Below are 15,630 nucleotides of genomic sequence, written 5' to 3' on the forward strand. Positions count from 1 at the left end.
GGCAGAGTGTTGGCAGGGAGTCTGCCTCGCCATATCTGTGCATAAATCAGGCGGCGAGTCACTGTCAACCGAGAAGCTCCCTAAACCTAAATGCTTCCAAACCGCTGTGCAAAGTCCTTAACTTCTCAAAAAATAGCACTAGAGCCAGCAGCCATGAGGTATGCAGTTATCTTGAAGCATCCATATGTGGATAACTTCCGTCAATCGATGCCAAGGTGGATGAAAAAATAAAAAAGCGCCAAGCACTGCTGGCGCCGAGTTTTTCAGGGTCTGAGATTTAGTGATTTGAAATCAATAATTTGCTGCCGCTTTGCTGCATCTCAGACCGGCAATTGTCGCTCAATAACCATTTGATTTTATCGGGTGATTGAGGCCCGTTGTTCTGCAACAAATGCCTGGGAAGGCAGTTGTTGCAGGGGGAATCAGTCCTTTGTGCGCAGCAGGCGCGAGTGGCTGTGCACAGCTTCGACCAGCGCGGCCACATGTTCGGGCGGGGTGAACTGGCTGATGCCGTGACCCAGATTGAAGATGTGGGTGGGGCCGGTGGTGCTCTTGTCGGTATGAGGCTTGCCAAAGCTGTCCAGCACGGCACGCGCCTGGGCGGCGACCTGCTCGGGTGCGGCAAACAGCACGTTCGGGTCGATATTGCCCTGCAGCGCCTTGCCGGGGCCGCCGACCTCGCCGCCCACAATGGCGCGAGCCTTGCCCAGATTGGCCGTCCAGTCCAGACCCAGTACCTCGCAGTCGATGTCCTTCATGTCGGGCAGCCAGATGCCGCCACCCTTGGTGAAGACGATGCGGGGCACATCGCTGCCGTCCACACCGGTGCGTTTGAGCTGAGCCAGCACGCGCTTGGTATAGGCCAGGCTGAATTCCTGGAAAGCACCGTCGGCCAGCACGCCGCCCCAGCTGTCAAAAATCATCACGGCCTGTGCGCCGGCATCGATCTGGGCGTTCAGGTAGACAGCCACGCTGTCGGCGTTGACTTCCAGGATGCGGTGCATCAGGTCGGGGCGCGAGTACATCAGCGACTTGACGGTGCGGTAGTCATCGCTGCCCTTGCCCTCGGTCATGTAGCAGGCCAGAGTCCAGGGGCTGCCCGAGAAGCCGATCAGCGGCACACGTCCATTGAGCACCTTGCGGATATTGGTGACGGCGTCAAACACATAGCGCAGCTTGTCCATGTCGGGCACGGCCAGCTCGGCCACGGCGGCCTCGTCGCGCACGACCTTGGCAAAGCGCGGCCCCTCGCCTTCGGCGAACGACAGGCCAAGGCCCATGGCGTCGGGCACGGTCAGGATGTCGCTGAACAGAATGGCGGCGTCCAGCGGGAAGCGATCCAGCGGCTGCAGGGTCACCTCGGTGGCGTAGTCCACATTGGTGGCCAGGCCCATGAAGCTGCCGGCCTTGGCGCGGGTGGCCTTGTACTCGGGCAGGTAGCGTCCCGCCTGGCGCATCAGCCACAGGGGCGTGTAGTCAGTAGCCTGGCGACGGCATGCGCGCAGGAAGGTGTCATTGGTCAGGGGGGCGAAACTCATATGCCGATTGTCGCCCACTCCGGCTTTCCCATTCACCACAATCCCGAGCGGCAATTCAGCTCTCTGTGCAGGTATGGCTGTTGCAAGGCCTTGTCACGAAAACGTCATCCAAATGTCGCGCAGGCTTCATCTGCGTTTTCCACAATGGCGCCACGCAGACACACCGTGTGGCACAGGCAGGCCGCCAACTGCGTCCAACACCGGAGGAAAGCAGACATGAGGCATCCCGAGATTCTTGATGCGCTGAATGGCCAGAGCATCGCGACGACACAGTCATCGGCTCCCTCGCTTTCCCATCGTCCCGCTAGTCCCGCACACGCTGCAGCGCCCGCTTTGCGCCTGCAGGTGCGCTGGGCCCGGCATCTGGACGAGGTTCGCCAGGCCCAGCGCCTGCGCTACCAGATCTTTGCCGAAGAAATGGGTGCTGTGCTGCAGACGCCTGTGGCTGGCCACGATATCGATGTCTTTGACGATTTCTGCGAGCATCTGATGGTTTGCGATGAAGAGCAGAACAAGGTGATCGGTACCTACCGTCTGCTGACCCCCGCTCAGGCTCAGCGCGCCGGCGGTCTGTACAGCGATCAGGAATTCGATCTCTCGCCCATCAACGCCTGGCGGGCACAGATGGTCGAGCTGGGGCGCAGCTGCGTGCATGCGGAGCATCGCCAGGGCGGCGTGATTCTGGCGCTCTGGGGGGCGTTGGCCGAATTCATGCAGCGCAACCGGCTCGAGGCCATGGTGGGCTGCGCCAGCATTCCCATGCAGTACCCGGGCCTGGCCCATGGCGAAGGCCCGGCACGCATCTGGCAGCAACTGCGCCAGAGCCATCTGGCCGAGCACGAGCTGCAGGTGCGCCCCCGCGTAGCCCTGCCCGAGGAGCTTGCACATATCAGCAATGTCTCGGCAGATGCGTTGAAGGTCGAGCCGCCAGCGCTGATCCAGGGCTATCTGCGTGCCGGTGCCAAGGTGCTGGGGGCACCGGCCTGGGACAGCGACTTCAATACGGCCGATCTGCCCATCATGATGCGCATGCAGGATCTACCCTCTCGCTACCGTCGGCTGTTCGGGCGCATGAAGGCCTGAAGCGAGAGCAGCAAGCAAAAAGCCTGTGGCCATGCCACAGGCTTTTTTGATGACTGGACGGGTCATGCAGCGTGGCCGGGCTCATCTTCCAGGCCTTCGGCAAACAGGCCCAGCGCCGTAACCATCAGGCCCAGCATGAGGAAGGCATAGGCTGCAATGGACAGCACCAGACTCATGCTGTAGCCCCATTGCAGAACCGAGCAGGCCCAATCCCAGGATCCATAAAGCGCGCTGCACTGATTGCTGGCCGGCATGTGCACATACCAGGTGACGGCGATCCACATCAGGATCAGCATCACCACCGTGGTGCGAAGCTTGTGTGACGGCGTCTGGTCCATGTTCTTGAGCAAGACCAACGGTATGGCTCCGCCCCAGACAAACATCATCAGCCAACTGAAGGCAGGAGCCTGCGCCAGTGCCTGTTGCAACCAGTGCATCTTGGGCATGCTGTTGATGCTGGCCAGGATGTCCCAGGCAAAAGGCAGGGCCAGACCGGCGATTGCCAGACTGGCCAGCGCCAGTGCACGCAACAGGCAAAGACGTTTGTGAGACGGCTGGTGGATAAGGTTGGCATGCATGGCTTACCTCCTGTGCAGTTCAGGCAGTCCGCAGTGGTCAACGCGTGCAAGGCTGGCAAGGGCTGGAAACTGCGGTTGCGCCTGGCTTGTGGGCAGTTCCAGTCTAGAGCTTTTGCCTGGTTTGTGCCATAGGCACTATGCGCCTGCTTGAAGTCGCGCTCCACTCCAAGGCGAGGCCGATGTGCCCAGTCGTAAAGTTGATTGCGCCAGGTTCATTGAGCTTGCCGGGGCTGGCATCTGCTCACCCCTGGGGCTAAGCTTGGTCTGCTCGACTCAGGGCCATGACCCCGCAGCGCCGGGCAAAGGAGTTCTTATGCTGAGCCATTCTGCTGTGACGACGATGCTGCCGGTGATGGATATGGCGCGTGCTCGTGCTTTCTACGAAGAAAGCCTGGGTCTGCAGCCAGGAGAGCTGCGGCCCGATGGAAAGTTTGTCTACCTGGTTGGCGGCAGTGCGCTGGCCCTGTTTCCAAAGCCTGGCGGCACCAAGGCCAAGCACACGGCCATCAGCTTTCGGGTGCCCGATATCGTTGCCAGCATTCGGGAACTGAAAAGCCGGGGTGTGGTGTTTGAGGACTACGACTTCCCCGACTTCAAGACCGTCAACCATGTCTGCGTGCTGGGGTCCGAGAAAGCCGCCTGGTTCAAGGACACTGAGGGTAACTACCTCTGCCTGCACGAGGAAGTGGCGCCAGCCTGAATTGCGTCATGCTCTGTGCGCGGTAATGGCCTAGATCTGTTTGAGTGCGTCAAGCACCTCGCTTTTGGAGAGCAGCTCGCTCAACACCACAGGCTGCTTGCCGGGCAGGTACAGCACGTAGACGGGGACGCCGCTGCGCCCCAGCGATTGCAGTGCCTGGGTGATGGCCGGGTCCTGGCGCGTCCAGTCGGCGCGCAGCAGCTGCACCTGGTGCTGCGCAAAGGCCGCAAGCACCTCGGCATTGCTGAGCGTGGTGCGCTTGTTGACCTGGCAGGTCACGCACCAAGCGGCCGTGAAGTCCACAAACACCGGCTGGCCCGAGGCATGGGCAGACTGAACCTTGTCTGCCGACCAGGGTTGCCAGAGTTCGCCGGCCTGTGTTTGAGCCTGGCCCGCAGGCTCGGCCTTGATCAGCGGCAGGGCGTAATAGACCACGCCAGCGGCCAGCAGCAGGGCGAGAGCGCCGAGGCTGATGCGGCTCTTGCCGCGCAGGCCCAGGGCCCAAATCAGCGCGGCCAGCACCAGCAGCAGGGCCAGCAGGGCTGCAGCGGCATCCATGCCGCCCTGATGGCCCAGCACCCAGACCAGCCAGACCACGGTGGCAAACATGGGGAAAGCCATGGCGTGGCGGAAGGTCTGCATCCAGGGGCCGGGCCGCGGCAGCCAGCCCACGACGGCAGGCACGAAGCTGGCCAGCAGATAGGGCAGGGCCATGCCGACGCCGAGTGCGACAAACACTGTCAGTGCCTGCGCCGCAGGCATATCGATGGCAAAGCCCAGCGAGGCCCCCATGAAGGGCGCCGTGCAGGGCGAGGCAATCGCCACGGCCAGCACGCCGGAGAGAAAGGAGTCCAGCACCGGGTTGCGCGCCTGGGCGCTGGCAATGCTGCTGGGCAGCAGGCTGCCGAACTCGAACAGTCCGGCCAGATTCAGCCCCAGCACGGTGAACAGCGCCGCCAGCAGCGACACGACCACGGGCGACTGCAGCTGGAAGCCCCAGCCCAGCTGCTGGCCGGCCGCGCGCAGGCCCAGCAGCAGTGCGCCGAGTGCCACAAAGGACAGCACCACGCCGGCAGTATAGGTCAGGCCGCCCAGCCTCTGGGCCTGGCGGTTCTGGCCATGGCCCGCAAAGCCCAGCACCTTGATGGCCAGTACGGGAAACACACAGGGCATGAGATTGAGGATCAGGCCGCCGATCAGGCCGCCCAGCAGGGCCGCCCAGAGGCTGCCTGCACTGGCCGTATTGCCTGCCGGCACGGGCTGTGAAGCGGTCTTGTTGGCCTCCAGCGCCGCTGCCAGGGCCGGCGATACGCCAGCCAGTGCGGGGGCGCTCCATCGGCCCTGCACGGCCAGTTCGCTGCGCCAGCCAGCGCTTTCGCCGCGCTCCAGCGCGGCAGCGCGCTCAGCAGGCGGCAGGGCCAGCACCACGGCCAGTTGCGCCGCGGTTTCGCCACGCATATCGGACAGCGGCATGTTCTCGCCGACCCAGACGTCACCGTCCCAGTGCTGCTTCCAGTCCTTGCCTGACTCTGCGGCATGTTTGAAGGTGTCGGCGTTCTCGGGATAGAACTCCAGTGTCTTGCCCTTGAGGCTGGCCGGCAGTCCGGGTATGCGCAGCGTCACTCGGTCGTCGGGCAGGTTCGTGCCTTCGGCCTTGCCGGACTCAACAAGGGCCTGGCCGCCCTGGCTCAGCGCCTGGGGCTGGCCGGCCTGTGCCTGCACAAAGGCCTGGCTGTGAGGGGCGCTGCTGCCCTGAACGGGGATCTGCAACTGGAAGTTGCCGGACTCGGGAATGCATTCCACGCGGCAGACCAGCCATTCGGCGGCCAGGCCCAGGTCCACTACGCCGGAGGCCGGTGCCTTGAAGTCTGCAGCGACCTTGATGGGCACGGGCAGCAGCACCGTGTCCTCATAGCCATAGTTGACCAGGGGGCCCACGCGCAGCGCATGAGGCAGCGGCCAGGCGATGGGGCCGGCCTCCAGGCCCGGGGGCAGTTGCCACTGCAGCACGGTGGGTAGGCCCGAATCGCCAGCATTTTTCCAATAGGTATGCCATTCGGGCTGGTGGGTGATCTTCAACCCCAGCCAGAAGACCTGACCGGCGGTGATGCCCTCGGGGGCCTGGGCCACCAGCTCGGCCTGCACGCGCGGCGTCTGCACGGTGGCGGCACCCGAAGCCGCATTTTTGAGCAGGATCTGCGCGCCAGCGCCGGTGGCAAAAGCACAGGCCCAGACGGCCAGCGCCAGCATCAGCCAGAGTGAAAGGCGCTGCGAGAGGCGGCGGGGTCCGGTGGTCAGGGAAAGGGCTTGAGAAGACATGGCGGACGGTGGGAGTCTGTTGCGGTGTTTTTGGTTCCCTGCACGGGGGCGGCCGATTGGCAAAACCAATGCTTGCATAGGCGCATGGTATTGGACAGAAGGCGCGGGCGGACTCCATCATGGCTCGGCCTGCAAGGCTCAAACATCCCGCAGCCGGAGCCGGTCGCAGGAGTCCGTTGCCGGGCAATTACAGGAGACAAGCATTATGGTGAATACATCACGCCGCCGCTTTCTTGCCACCTCGACTGCCTGTGCTGCCACCGCGCTGCCTTGGCATGCGGCCGCTGCGCCCGGCTATCCGGACAAGCCGGTACGAGTCATCGTGCCGTTTCCGGCCGGTGGCACCACCGACGTCGTGGCCCGGCTGACCATGCAGAAGCTGGGCGAACTTGCGGGCCAGTCCTTCGTGGTCGACAACAAGAGTGGCGCCAACGGCGTCATAGGCTCCGAGCTGGCGGCCCGCGCAGCACCCGACGGCTATACCTTGCTGATGAACACGGCGGGAGCGCAGACCCTGAGCCCAGTGCTCTACAAGACCGGCTACGAGGCGCTGGCCAGCTTCGAGCCCATCAGCCATCTGTGCGATGTGGGCTTTGTGGTGATTGCGCGCAAGGACCTGCCCGTCAACAGCATGCAGGAGCTGATCGCCATGGCGAAGCAGGGCCGGCCGCTGAGCGCCTCCTCGGGCAGCAGCATGATTTCGCTGATCACCGAGCAGTTCAAGAAAGTGATCGAGGCACCGGGCATCGTGAATGCCCAGTACAAGGGCACGGGCCCGCAGATGCAGGCCGTGGTGGCGGGCGAGGTGGACTTCTCGTTCGACTCCTTCACCTCGGTGGAGATGATTCGCGCAGGCAAGGTCAAGGCCCTGGCCGTGCTGCTGCCCCAGCGTGTACCGACCTTTGCGCAGCTGCCCACGCTGCGCGAGCTGGGCATAGCGGGCATGGATTTCAATTCCTGGTCGGGGCTGCTGGCTCCCAAGGGTACGCCTCAGGACATCGTGGGCTATCTGGCCCAGCAGATGGACAAGATCATGCAGATGCCTGATGTGCTGGCCAGGCTTGCCGGCTACAACTACATGCCGCGGCGCAGCACGCCCCAGGAGTTCGGTCGGCTCATTGCCGCCGACCATGAGCGCTGGAAGCGCATCGTCAAGGAAACAGGCATCACCCTGGGCTAGCTTCGCGCGAAGCAGATCCGGCCTCCGCGGCCAGGTTGGCGACGGAGCTGGGCGGCTGCCCGCCCACCTCGGCTGGGATGGCGATGCGCTTGCAAGGCTCGGCACTGGCCATCAGCGCATCGCTGTCCACGGGGGCCTGTGCTTGGAGTTCCTCTGCCGTCTGGGCCTGCGCCTTCGTCCTTGCGGGCTGTGCCGGGGCCTGGGCTGCAGCCGGCAGCATATGCGCCTGGCGCCAGTGGCCCCAGCGGTAATAGGCCAGCATCATCAGCATGGAGCAGACGGAGCTGATGGGAAAGCTCCACCAGATGGCATCCACGCCCATCACGGGTTGCAGCCAGCGCGCCACGGGCACGCGTATGCCCCACATGGCAATTGCCAGGATGAGTACTGGCGCCATGACGGCACCCGTCGAACGCACCACGCCGGCCAGCACAAAGGTCACGCCGAAGAAGAGGAAGGAGCCTATGGCAATGTGGTTGAGGTGGCGGGCCACCTCCAGCGAGGGGCTGCCGCTGGGCAGAAACCAGCCCAGCACATGGCGGTCCAGCAGCACGATGAGGACGATCAGGCTGCCCGTCATCAAGAGGTTGCCCAGCATGCCTGCATTGGCCGTGGCGCTGACACGCTGCCAGAGGCCCGCCCCCACGTTCTGCGCCGCCATGGACGAACAGGCCGCGCCTATGGCCATGGCCGGCATCTGCACATAGGTCCACAGTTGCAGCGCTGCGCTATAGGCGGATGCCGTCTGCACGCCATGCTCGTTGACCATGGAAATCATGGCGATCATGGCCAGCGAGATCATCACGATCTGCACGCCCATGGGCAGGCCCTTGACCACCAGAGTGCGCACGATCGTCAGATCGGGCTTGAACAGTCCCAGCTGCCGGCGACCTATCCACAAGGGATGGCGGCGCAGGCGCAGCCATCCCAGCAGGGCAAAAAAGCTCACGGCATTGGCAATCAGCGTGGCCACGGCCGAGCCCTGGATGCCCATGCGCGGCACGGGGCCCCAGCCAAAGATCAGCAGAGGGTTGAGCGCCATGTCCAGCGCCACGACAACGAGCAGAAACCAGAACGGCGTTCTGGTGTCTCCCGCGCCGCGCAGGGCCGCCGTCACAAAGCTGAACATGAACAGCAGCGGAATGGCCAGAAAGATGACCTTGAGATAAGCCTCGGCCAGCGGCAGCGCTGCTTCGGGTGTGCTCATCCACAGCATGAGATGGCGCGACAGCGGCCAGCCCAGCAGGGCAATCAGCAGCGAGACAACACCAAAAAACGTCGCGCTGGTGCCAAGCACACGTTTGGCTTGCGCGATGTTTTTCGACCCCATGCTCTGGGCAATCAGGATATTGGTCGCCATGCTGATGCCGAACACCGCGCCGATCAGCGCAAACATCACGTTGTTGGCATTGGCGGTGGCCGTCAGCGCGGCCTCGCCCAGGTGGCCGCCGACCCAGATGGCATTGACCGAGCCGTTGAGCGACTGCAGCACATTGCCGGCCAGGATCGGCAGGGCAAAGACCAGCAAGGTGCTGGCAATCGGGCCCTGGGTCAGGTCGCGGGTCTGGGGCTTGGAGTTGGCGGTGCGCGCACTCTGGCGCGGGGCGCTGGCGGAGGCTTCAGGCATCGGCCCATTGTGGGGCATGTCGGCCGGTAGCGGTTGACGGGCGGTGGGCCCGGAATCCGGGGCAGGAGGTGGTTTCGGAGCGCTGGCGCAGCTACGATGATGGCCATGAGCAATACCCCGACCACTCCCGCAAGCGCGCTTCCCCGCTGGCCGTCACGCTTCTGGGCCCAGGCCTCGGCCCATGACTTTGCCCTGGCCCAGAGCAATGGTCTGGCCGCCGATACCGTGGCCGTGCTGCCCGTGGCGGCAGTGGAGCAGCATGGGCCGCATCTGCCGCTGTCGGTGGATGCCAGCCTGATAGAGGGCGTCATCGATGCCGCTCTGGCGCAACTGCCCGCTGAGCTGCCGGTGCTGTTTCTGCCGCCGCAGAACATCGGTTTTTCGGTCGAGCATACGAACTATGCGGGCACCTTGAGCCTGCAGCCGGCCACGCTGATTGCACTGTGGACGGAGCTGGGCGCCTGCGTGGCGCGCGCCGGCATCAGAAAGCTGCTGCTGCTCAACGGTCATGGCGGCCAGGTCAGCGTGATGGACATCGTTGCGCGCGAGCTGCGCATCAAGCATGGCCTGCTGGTCTACAGCGCCAGCTGGTTCGGGCTGGTGGATGATGCGGCCAACCAGCAGTTCTGCGCGCATGAGCACCGCTTCGGCATTCACGGCGGCGAAGTGGAGACATCGATGATGCTGCACCTGGCACCCGAGACCGTGCATATGGAGCGTGCGCAGAACTTCGCCTCCAGCTCGGAGCTGCGGGCCGGCAAATACCACTTCATCGGCAATGGCCGCAGCGCCAAGCTGGGCTGGGCCATCGAGGACTACAACCCGGCCGGAGCGGTGGGCAATTCCGCCGCTGCCACGGCCGAGCGCGGTGCGAAAGTCGTGCAGTCTGCAGCCGAAGGTCTGGTCAGGCTGCTGGGCGAGATTCATGATCTGCCGCTGAGCACGGTAGGGAATCAGCCGCAGCCACTTTGAATTCAGGAGCTGTTCACGCAAGAACAGCCTGAAAATTTAGGCTGTTTTGTATTGAACTCCATTGCTGTCAAGCGCTAGAAGCTACTGAAAGCATAGTCCTCGCTGTCATTGCTTCGGTATTTTTGCCTGAGCAATCACATCGCCCCAGCGCTTGATTTCCGATTGCAGCAGCTTGGAGGTCTGCTCGGGCGTGCTGGCCTGGGCCTGCACATTCAGTTCGCGCAGCTTCTTGGCGACCTCGGGGTTGTTGACGGCGGCGTTGATTTCCTTGTTCAGACGCGCGATCACGGGGGCTGGTGTCTTGGAGGGCGCAGCCAGCGCATTCCAGGACGAGGCCACAAAGCCCTTGACGCCGGATTCCTGGGCCGTGGGCACATTGGGCAGCAGTGGCGAGCGCTTCTCGCCCGTCACCGCGAGCAGGTTCACGGCCTTGGAATTGATCTGGCCCATGATGGGCGTGAGAATTTCCACGGCTGCATCGATCTGCTTGCCGCGCAGCGCCGTCACCACGGCGGGCGTGCCGTTGAAGGGCACGATCTGCGCATCGATGCCGGCCGTGGTCTTGAACAGCTCGGCCGCCAGGTGCTGGGTGCTGCCCACATTGATGCTGCCCAGATTCAGCTTGCCGGGATTGGCCTTGGCATAGCTCACCAGCTCGCCCAGGTTCTTGAAGGGCGACTTGGCATCGGTGATGACGCCAATGTCAAAGTAGCCCAGCGTGGAGATGGGCGTCAGGTCCTTGACCATGTCGAAGGGCAGACTGTTGAACAGATTCACCGTGACGGCGCTGCCGTTGGACATGAGAAACAGCGTATGTCCGTCGGGCGCAGCCTTGGCCACGGTGTCGGCCGCCACGATACCGCCCGCGCTGGGCTTGTTGTCTATGACCACGGGCTGGCCGAGCTGGGTGGACAGCTGCTGCGCCACCACACGGGCCGTCACATCGGCCACGCCGCCGGCACCAAAGGGTACGACGATGCGGATGGGGCGGTTGGAAAGGCCTTCGGCCTGGGCGGTGGTGGCTAATCCGCTCAGCAGGGCAGCCCCCGCTGCGGCACTGATCAGGGATTGGGTAAAACTGCGGCGTTTCATGCTTGTCCTTCTGTCTGAAACTTTTTATCCAGAGAGTGTGCCGCCGAAAAATGCCGAGAGGCAGCCGCAAAGCGTTCTGTCTGCTATGCCGCACAGGTATGGCTAGTTACCGCTTGCTTGCAGGGCAGTCAGCCCCCAGTGATGCATGACCTCGCGCAATATCAGCAGGGCCGCCGCATGTTCAGCGGTCTGCGGCAGCTGCGGGTCGGCATGGCCGGGCTGCTGGGCCTGGCGTGCCAGCAACTCGAACATATTCTCGATCGCCTCGCGCGAGGCCTGTGTGGCTTGCGGGTCGGCCGTGGCACCATGGATCAGTTGCCGCAGCAGCGGGTCTGTCGTTTGCAGCAGGCTGGCGCCTGCAGGCAGCCAGCGCCCGGCCGGCATGACGGCATCCTCCACATCGGCAATTGCGTTTTCCAGCATCAGCGCATTGGGCATGCGCTGGGCAAAGGCCTTGACCAGGGTGGCAATGCCGATGGGCAGCCGGTGCTGCTGTGCGCCTATGTCAAGTGTCAGCGCCGTATCGCCAAGACTGAGAAAGATGGAGTCCATTGCGGCTTTGTAGCACTTTGCGTTGGCTGGCTCCTGGCCTGAAGGGGATCAGGCGCTGGTGATCCAGCTTCTGTATTCGGCGCTATCGAGATGGTTGAGCGTGTTGAAGCTTTGCAGCATCAAGCGCTTGGGGCTGATGCTGAATTCGGTTACTGCAATATTGCGCAGCCGCATATTGAGAGCGATGGTCACCTCGGGCGCGGTGCCAAGCACCTGGCCCACGGCCGCGGAGATGGGGCCGCCGCTGCTGACCAGCAGCACGTTCTGGCCGCTGTGCTGGTGGCGTATCTCCTCAAGCACCTGGTGCACTCCATCCGCAAAACCGTTCCAGTCGGGCATGCCCTGCGGGCTGATGGTGCCTCCCATCCATTGCGCCAGTGCGTCGCACAGCAGACGGAAATGATGGCGGTACAGCTCGGGCGTATCGGGCCTGGGCAGAGGGGCAGGGTGGATGGCGCGCAGCAGGGCTTCGCTGTCGTACTCGTTGAGTCCGGACCGGCTTTGTGCCTCAAGGCCTAAAGCGCTGCCAAGGCCCTGGACTATCCCGGCCAGCGTCTGTTGATGGCGCTTGAGCGTGCCTGCATAGACGGCGTCGAACTTCAGACCTCGCTCACGCCAGTATTCACCCAGACGCACCGCCTGTTCCTGGCCGCGTGGGCTGAGCTGGTCGTAATCATCCGCGCCAAACGAGGCCTGGCCATGGCGCACAAGGTAGAGGTTTCCCATGGCGCGGATGTTGGGCCTTGCCCGCTTGCGGCGCTGTCATGCCTGCGACCTGCTGGCGCTTGGGTGACAGCACACGGGCGGGCATTTCCGCAACCGTCGTCAGGATTGGCGCACGGACAGGGTGTGCTGCTCGGTTAAGATAGTTGAGAGCGATTCTCAAAAACATAAAAAATACGCTCCGCTTTCGGTACTGGTTCACGGATCTCTTGCACTTGGCTGGCAGGAGGCTTGTCGGTTTCGAGGCGGAGCGTGTTTTTTTATGCCTGTTCACCATCTGGAGCCCTCCATGTTTCGACGACCCCTGTTTGCACTGGCCGCCGTTGCCAGCCTGTGCGCCCCTGCGCTGTCCGCCCACGCCGAGGACATCACGCTCTATACCACCCGTGAACCGGCTCTGATCCAGCCCTTGCTGGCTGCCTTCACGGCGCAGACCAAGATCGGTGTGAAGACGGTCTTCGTCAAGGACGGCCTGCTGGAGCGCGTCAAGGCTGAAGGCCAGCGCTCGCCCGCCGACGTGCTGATGACGGTGGATATCGGCAATCTGCTGGATCTGGTGGACGGTGGCGTGACCCAGCCAGTCAAGTCCAGCACTCTGGAAGCCGCCATTCCTGCCCAGTTGCGTGCCGCAGACAACCAGTGGTTTGCGCTGTCCATGCGGGCCCGCGTGCTGTATGCCGAAAAGGACATGAAGATCGGCGCCTTCCGCTATGAAGACCTGGCCAAGCCCCAGTTCAAGGGCAAGGTCTGCAGCCGTGCCGGCCAGCACCCCTACAACACGGCGCTGATCGCCGCCATGATCGCCCATGACGGCGAAGCCAAGACCGAGCAGTGGCTCAAGGGCGTCAAGGCCAATCTGGCGCGCAAGGCCACCGGTGGCGACCGCGACGTGGCGCGTGACATTCTGGGCGGCATCTGCGATGTGGGCCTGGCCAACACCTATTACGTGGGCCATATGAAGGCGGCCAAGGAAGGTACGGACGCACGCAAGTGGGGCGATGCCATCAAGGTCGTCAAGCCTACTTTCAACGATCCCAAGAGCGGCACGCATATCAATATCAGCGGCGCCTCGGTGGCCAAGCACGCGCCCAACCGCGATCAGGCCGTGAAGTTGCTGGAGTTCCTGGTCTCCGAACCGGCTCAGAATATGTACGCCCAGGCCAACTACGAGCACCCTGTGCGCAAGGGCGTGGCGCTGGACCCCGTGGTGGCCCAGAGCATTGGCGAGATCAAGATCGATCCGCTGCCGCTGACAGAGATTGCCAAGCACCGCAAGGCTGCCAGCGTGCTGGTCGACAAGGTGGGATTTGATAAATAAGTAGCCCCCTGAGGCGCTGATGCGCCTTCCCCCTCTCTCGCTTCGCGGGAGGGGGACAACACCTTCGCTGCGAGGCGGCTCTTGCTCGGTGTTCCTTTGATGGAGCATGCCTGTCCAAGGGCCGTTTCCTTTTTGATTTTTTGATGTTTTCTTATCTTCGTTCAGGGCTCAGACCCGTCGGGCCGGTGTGGCAGGGCGCAAGCTGGTTGATTGCGCTGGGGGTGTTTGCGCCCATTGCCTCGCTGGCCTGGCTGGCGCTGGGGGCGGACTGGGCGCACTGGCAGGATCTGCTGCGCTATGTGCTGCCCGATGCCGCTGCCAATACGGCCTGGCTGCTGGGCGGGGTGGGCCTGGTGGTGCTGGTGGTGGGCACGGGCTGTGCCTGGCTGGTGACGGCCTGTGATTTTCCGGGGCGGCGCTGGCTGCACTGGGCGCTGCTGCTGCCGCTGGCCATGCCGGCCTATATCGTGGCCTTTGCCTATCTGGACCTGCTTCACCCCATAGGCCCGGTGCAAGGCGCGCTGCGCTGGTTGCTGGGTTACGACAGCCCGCGTCAGTGGCGCCTGCCCGATCTTCGCTCCATGGGCGGTGCGATCTTTGTGCTGGGCTTCACGCTCTACCCCTATGTGTACATGACGGCGCGCTCCATGTTCATGACCCAGCCGGCGCATCTGATGGAGGCCGCACGCTCGCTGGGTGAGACCCGCTGGGGTGCTTTTTGGCGCGTGGCCCTGCCCATGGCGCGACCGGCGCTGGTCGTGGGTCTGAGCCTGGCGCTGCTGGAGACACTCAACGATATCGGGGCGTCCGAGTTTCTGGGCGTGCACACACTCACGGTGTCGATCTACACCACCTGGGTCACGCGTTCCGATCTGGCTGGTGCCGCGCAGATTGCCTGCTCCATGCTGCTGGCCGTGGTGGCCCTGGTCTGGCTGGAGCGTCAGGGCCGCAGTCGTCAGCGCTTTGGCTCGGCCCAGCGCATGCGGGCCATAGCGCCGCACCGCCTGCCCGCAGGCAGGGCCTGGCTGGCAACACTGGCCTGCAGCCTGCCGGTGCTGATCGGCTTTGCTGCGCCAGCTGCCTATCTGGCCTGGGAAAGCGGCAAGCGTCTGGTGCAGGGCTCGGGCGTGTCCGAGGGCCTGGTCTCCAGTCTGCTCAACACGCTGGGACTGGCGCTGGGCGTGACCGTGATCGCGGTGGCCGCGGGTCTTGTCGTGGCCTGGGCCACGCGCACCGGCATCAGCACGCGAGCGCCGTCACGCTGGCCAGCGCAGTTGGCGGCGCTGGGCTACGCCGTGCCGGGCACGGTGCTGGCCATCGGCCTGTTGACGCCAGCGCTGGCGTTCGACGCCGGGCTGGCCCAGCTGTTCGGTATGGGCGGCCTGCCGCTGATGGGGCAGGGCATTGTGCTGGTGGCTGCCTGCGTGATTCGCTTTCTGGTCATGCCCGTGGGCGGTATCGAGGCTGGACTGGTGCGTATTCCGCCGACGCTGGAGCAGGCATCGCGTCTGCTGGGCGAAAGCCGCCTGGGCACGCTGCGCCGCGTGCATCTGCCGCTGCTGCGGCCCGCCATGGCCACCAGTGCCATGCTGGTGTTTGTCGACGCCATGAAGGAGTTGCCCGCTACCTTGCTGCTGCGCCCGGCCGATTTCGATACCCTGGCCACCTGGCTCTATGCCGAAGCCGCGCGCGGCACCTATGAGGAGGGCGCGATCGCCGCGCTGTGCATTGTGATCGCGGGGCTGGTTCCCGTCATGCTGCTGGCGCGTGCCCAGCTGTCGGGTAGTCAGCGATGAATATGCATGAAAATCGGCTCAAGCGCTTATGAGTATTGCGCAAGCAGCTATTGAATATGAATAGGATGAACAGGACTTGTGCAAACAAGAATGCAGCAACGGACGGCCTCCCGAGGCAGTCGTCTTGCCTGAACCCGTTTTGCATAAGTCGT

The 15,630-nt window shown here is 63.8% G+C and carries 13 protein-coding genes; 6 read left to right on the plus strand and 7 right to left on the minus strand.

All coding sequences use genetic code 11. The features are described 5' to 3' along the window. Positions 1–422 precede the first annotated feature (422 nt). The gene (gene hemE / locus AAIL66_RS19560) at positions 423–1,538 is read right to left on the minus strand and encodes a uroporphyrinogen decarboxylase (protein ID WP_034377995.1); all 1,116 of its coding nucleotides are present in this window, start codon (positions 1,536–1,538) and stop codon (positions 423–425) included. 216 nt (positions 1,539–1,754) lie between these two features. Here hemE and AAIL66_RS19565 point away from each other — a divergent pair, with 216 nt between their 5' ends. Further along, a complete protein-coding gene (locus AAIL66_RS19565; protein ID WP_045840181.1) occupies positions 1,755–2,621 on the plus strand; it encodes a GNAT family N-acyltransferase in 867 nt (288 codons plus the stop codon). Positions 2,622–2,683: 62 nt separating this feature from the next. On the opposite strand, the gene AAIL66_RS19570 is transcribed toward AAIL66_RS19565, so the two are convergent. Beyond that, positions 2,684–3,199 carry a hypothetical protein gene (locus AAIL66_RS19570; protein WP_034353055.1) on the minus strand — a complete coding sequence of 172 codons (516 nt, stop codon included), beginning with the start codon at positions 3,197–3,199 and terminating at the stop codon, positions 2,684–2,686. 313 nt (positions 3,200–3,512) lie between these two features. Between AAIL66_RS19570 and AAIL66_RS19575 the strand changes: the two genes are divergently transcribed. Next, positions 3,513–3,899 carry a VOC family protein gene (locus AAIL66_RS19575; protein WP_343497532.1) on the plus strand — a complete coding sequence of 129 codons (387 nt, stop codon included), beginning with the start codon at positions 3,513–3,515 and terminating at the stop codon, positions 3,897–3,899. A gap of 30 nt (positions 3,900–3,929) precedes the next feature. On the opposite strand, the gene AAIL66_RS19580 is transcribed toward AAIL66_RS19575, so the two are convergent. Further along, positions 3,930–6,218, minus strand: coding sequence for a thioredoxin family protein (locus AAIL66_RS19580; protein WP_343497533.1), 2,289 nt, complete (start codon positions 6,216–6,218; stop codon positions 3,930–3,932). 205 nt (positions 6,219–6,423) lie between these two features. Between AAIL66_RS19580 and AAIL66_RS19585 the strand changes: the two genes are divergently transcribed. Beyond that, entirely contained in the window at positions 6,424–7,398 is a 975-nt protein-coding gene (locus AAIL66_RS19585) for a tripartite tricarboxylate transporter substrate binding protein (protein WP_343497534.1), read from the plus strand. On the opposite strand, the gene AAIL66_RS19590 is transcribed toward AAIL66_RS19585, so the two are convergent. Further along, positions 7,385–9,025, minus strand: coding sequence for an MATE family efflux transporter (locus tag AAIL66_RS19590; RefSeq protein WP_059441431.1), 1,641 nt, complete (start codon positions 9,023–9,025; stop codon positions 7,385–7,387). The genes AAIL66_RS19585 and AAIL66_RS19590 overlap by 14 nt on opposite strands. A 96-nt stretch (positions 9,026–9,121) precedes the next feature. On the opposite strand from AAIL66_RS19590, the gene AAIL66_RS19595 reads away from it, so the two are divergent. Beyond that, entirely contained in the window at positions 9,122–9,997 is an 876-nt protein-coding gene (locus tag AAIL66_RS19595) for a creatininase family protein (protein WP_343497535.1), read from the plus strand. A gap of 105 nt (positions 9,998–10,102) precedes the next feature. Here the strand turns inward: AAIL66_RS19595 and AAIL66_RS19600 are convergent, their stop codons facing one another. The 3 genes from AAIL66_RS19600 to AAIL66_RS19610 form a co-directional block, all read right to left on the minus strand. Then, positions 10,103–11,089, minus strand: a complete 987-nt coding sequence (locus tag AAIL66_RS19600) for a tripartite tricarboxylate transporter substrate binding protein (RefSeq protein WP_063665081.1) — start codon at positions 11,087–11,089, stop codon at positions 10,103–10,105. Positions 11,090–11,191: 102 nt separating this feature from the next. Further along, positions 11,192–11,641, minus strand: a complete 450-nt coding sequence (locus AAIL66_RS19605) for a hypothetical protein (protein WP_224649599.1) — start codon at positions 11,639–11,641, stop codon at positions 11,192–11,194. 48 nt (positions 11,642–11,689) lie between these two features. Further along, positions 11,690–12,367 carry a histidine phosphatase family protein gene (locus AAIL66_RS19610; RefSeq protein ID WP_343497536.1) on the minus strand — a complete coding sequence of 226 codons (678 nt, stop codon included), beginning with the start codon at positions 12,365–12,367 and terminating at the stop codon, positions 11,690–11,692. A gap of 286 nt (positions 12,368–12,653) precedes the next feature. Here AAIL66_RS19610 and AAIL66_RS19615 point away from each other — a divergent pair, with 286 nt between their 5' ends. Both AAIL66_RS19615 and AAIL66_RS19620 read left to right on the plus strand, forming a co-directional pair. After that, the gene (locus AAIL66_RS19615) at positions 12,654–13,682 is read left to right on the plus strand and encodes an extracellular solute-binding protein (RefSeq protein ID WP_034353197.1); all 1,029 of its coding nucleotides are present in this window, start codon (positions 12,654–12,656) and stop codon (positions 13,680–13,682) included. Between the two features lie 143 nt (positions 13,683–13,825). Then, positions 13,826–15,478, plus strand: coding sequence for an iron ABC transporter permease (locus tag AAIL66_RS19620; RefSeq protein ID WP_034353081.1), 1,653 nt, complete (start codon positions 13,826–13,828; stop codon positions 15,476–15,478). The last annotated feature ends 152 nt before the right edge of the window (positions 15,479–15,630 follow it).

Source organism: Comamonas sp. F1-6 (assembly GCF_039581415.1).
In the GTDB taxonomy this organism is placed as follows: Bacteria; Pseudomonadota; Gammaproteobacteria; order Burkholderiales; family Burkholderiaceae_C; genus Comamonas; species Comamonas thiooxydans.

Bases quoted from the DNA above. Each gene is read 5' to 3' on its own strand.
- hemE (WP_034377995.1), bottom strand. From the start codon at position 1,538: ATGAGTTTCGCCCCCCTGACCAATGACACCTTCCTGCGCGCATGCCGT.
- AAIL66_RS19565 (WP_045840181.1), top strand. From the start codon at position 1,755: ATGAGGCATCCCGAGATTCTTGATGCGCTGAATGGCCAGAGCATCGCG.
- AAIL66_RS19570 (WP_034353055.1), bottom strand. From the start codon at position 3,199: ATGCATGCCAACCTTATCCACCAGCCGTCTCACAAACGTCTTTGCCTG.
- AAIL66_RS19575 (WP_343497532.1), top strand. From the start codon at position 3,513: ATGCTGAGCCATTCTGCTGTGACGACGATGCTGCCGGTGATGGATATG.
- AAIL66_RS19580 (WP_343497533.1), bottom strand. From the start codon at position 6,218: ATGTCTTCTCAAGCCCTTTCCCTGACCACCGGACCCCGCCGCCTCTCG.
- AAIL66_RS19585 (WP_343497534.1), top strand. From the start codon at position 6,424: ATGGTGAATACATCACGCCGCCGCTTTCTTGCCACCTCGACTGCCTGT.
- AAIL66_RS19590 (WP_059441431.1), bottom strand. From the start codon at position 9,025: ATGCCTGAAGCCTCCGCCAGCGCCCCGCGCCAGAGTGCGCGCACCGCC.
- AAIL66_RS19595 (WP_343497535.1), top strand. From the start codon at position 9,122: ATGATGGCCATGAGCAATACCCCGACCACTCCCGCAAGCGCGCTTCCC.
- AAIL66_RS19600 (WP_063665081.1), bottom strand. From the start codon at position 11,089: ATGAAACGCCGCAGTTTTACCCAATCCCTGATCAGTGCCGCAGCGGGG.
- AAIL66_RS19605 (WP_224649599.1), bottom strand. From the start codon at position 11,641: ATGGACTCCATCTTTCTCAGTCTTGGCGATACGGCGCTGACACTTGAC.
- AAIL66_RS19610 (WP_343497536.1), bottom strand. From the start codon at position 12,367: ATGGGAAACCTCTACCTTGTGCGCCATGGCCAGGCCTCGTTTGGCGCG.
- AAIL66_RS19615 (WP_034353197.1), top strand. From the start codon at position 12,654: ATGTTTCGACGACCCCTGTTTGCACTGGCCGCCGTTGCCAGCCTGTGC.
- AAIL66_RS19620 (WP_034353081.1), top strand. From the start codon at position 13,826: ATGTTTTCTTATCTTCGTTCAGGGCTCAGACCCGTCGGGCCGGTGTGG.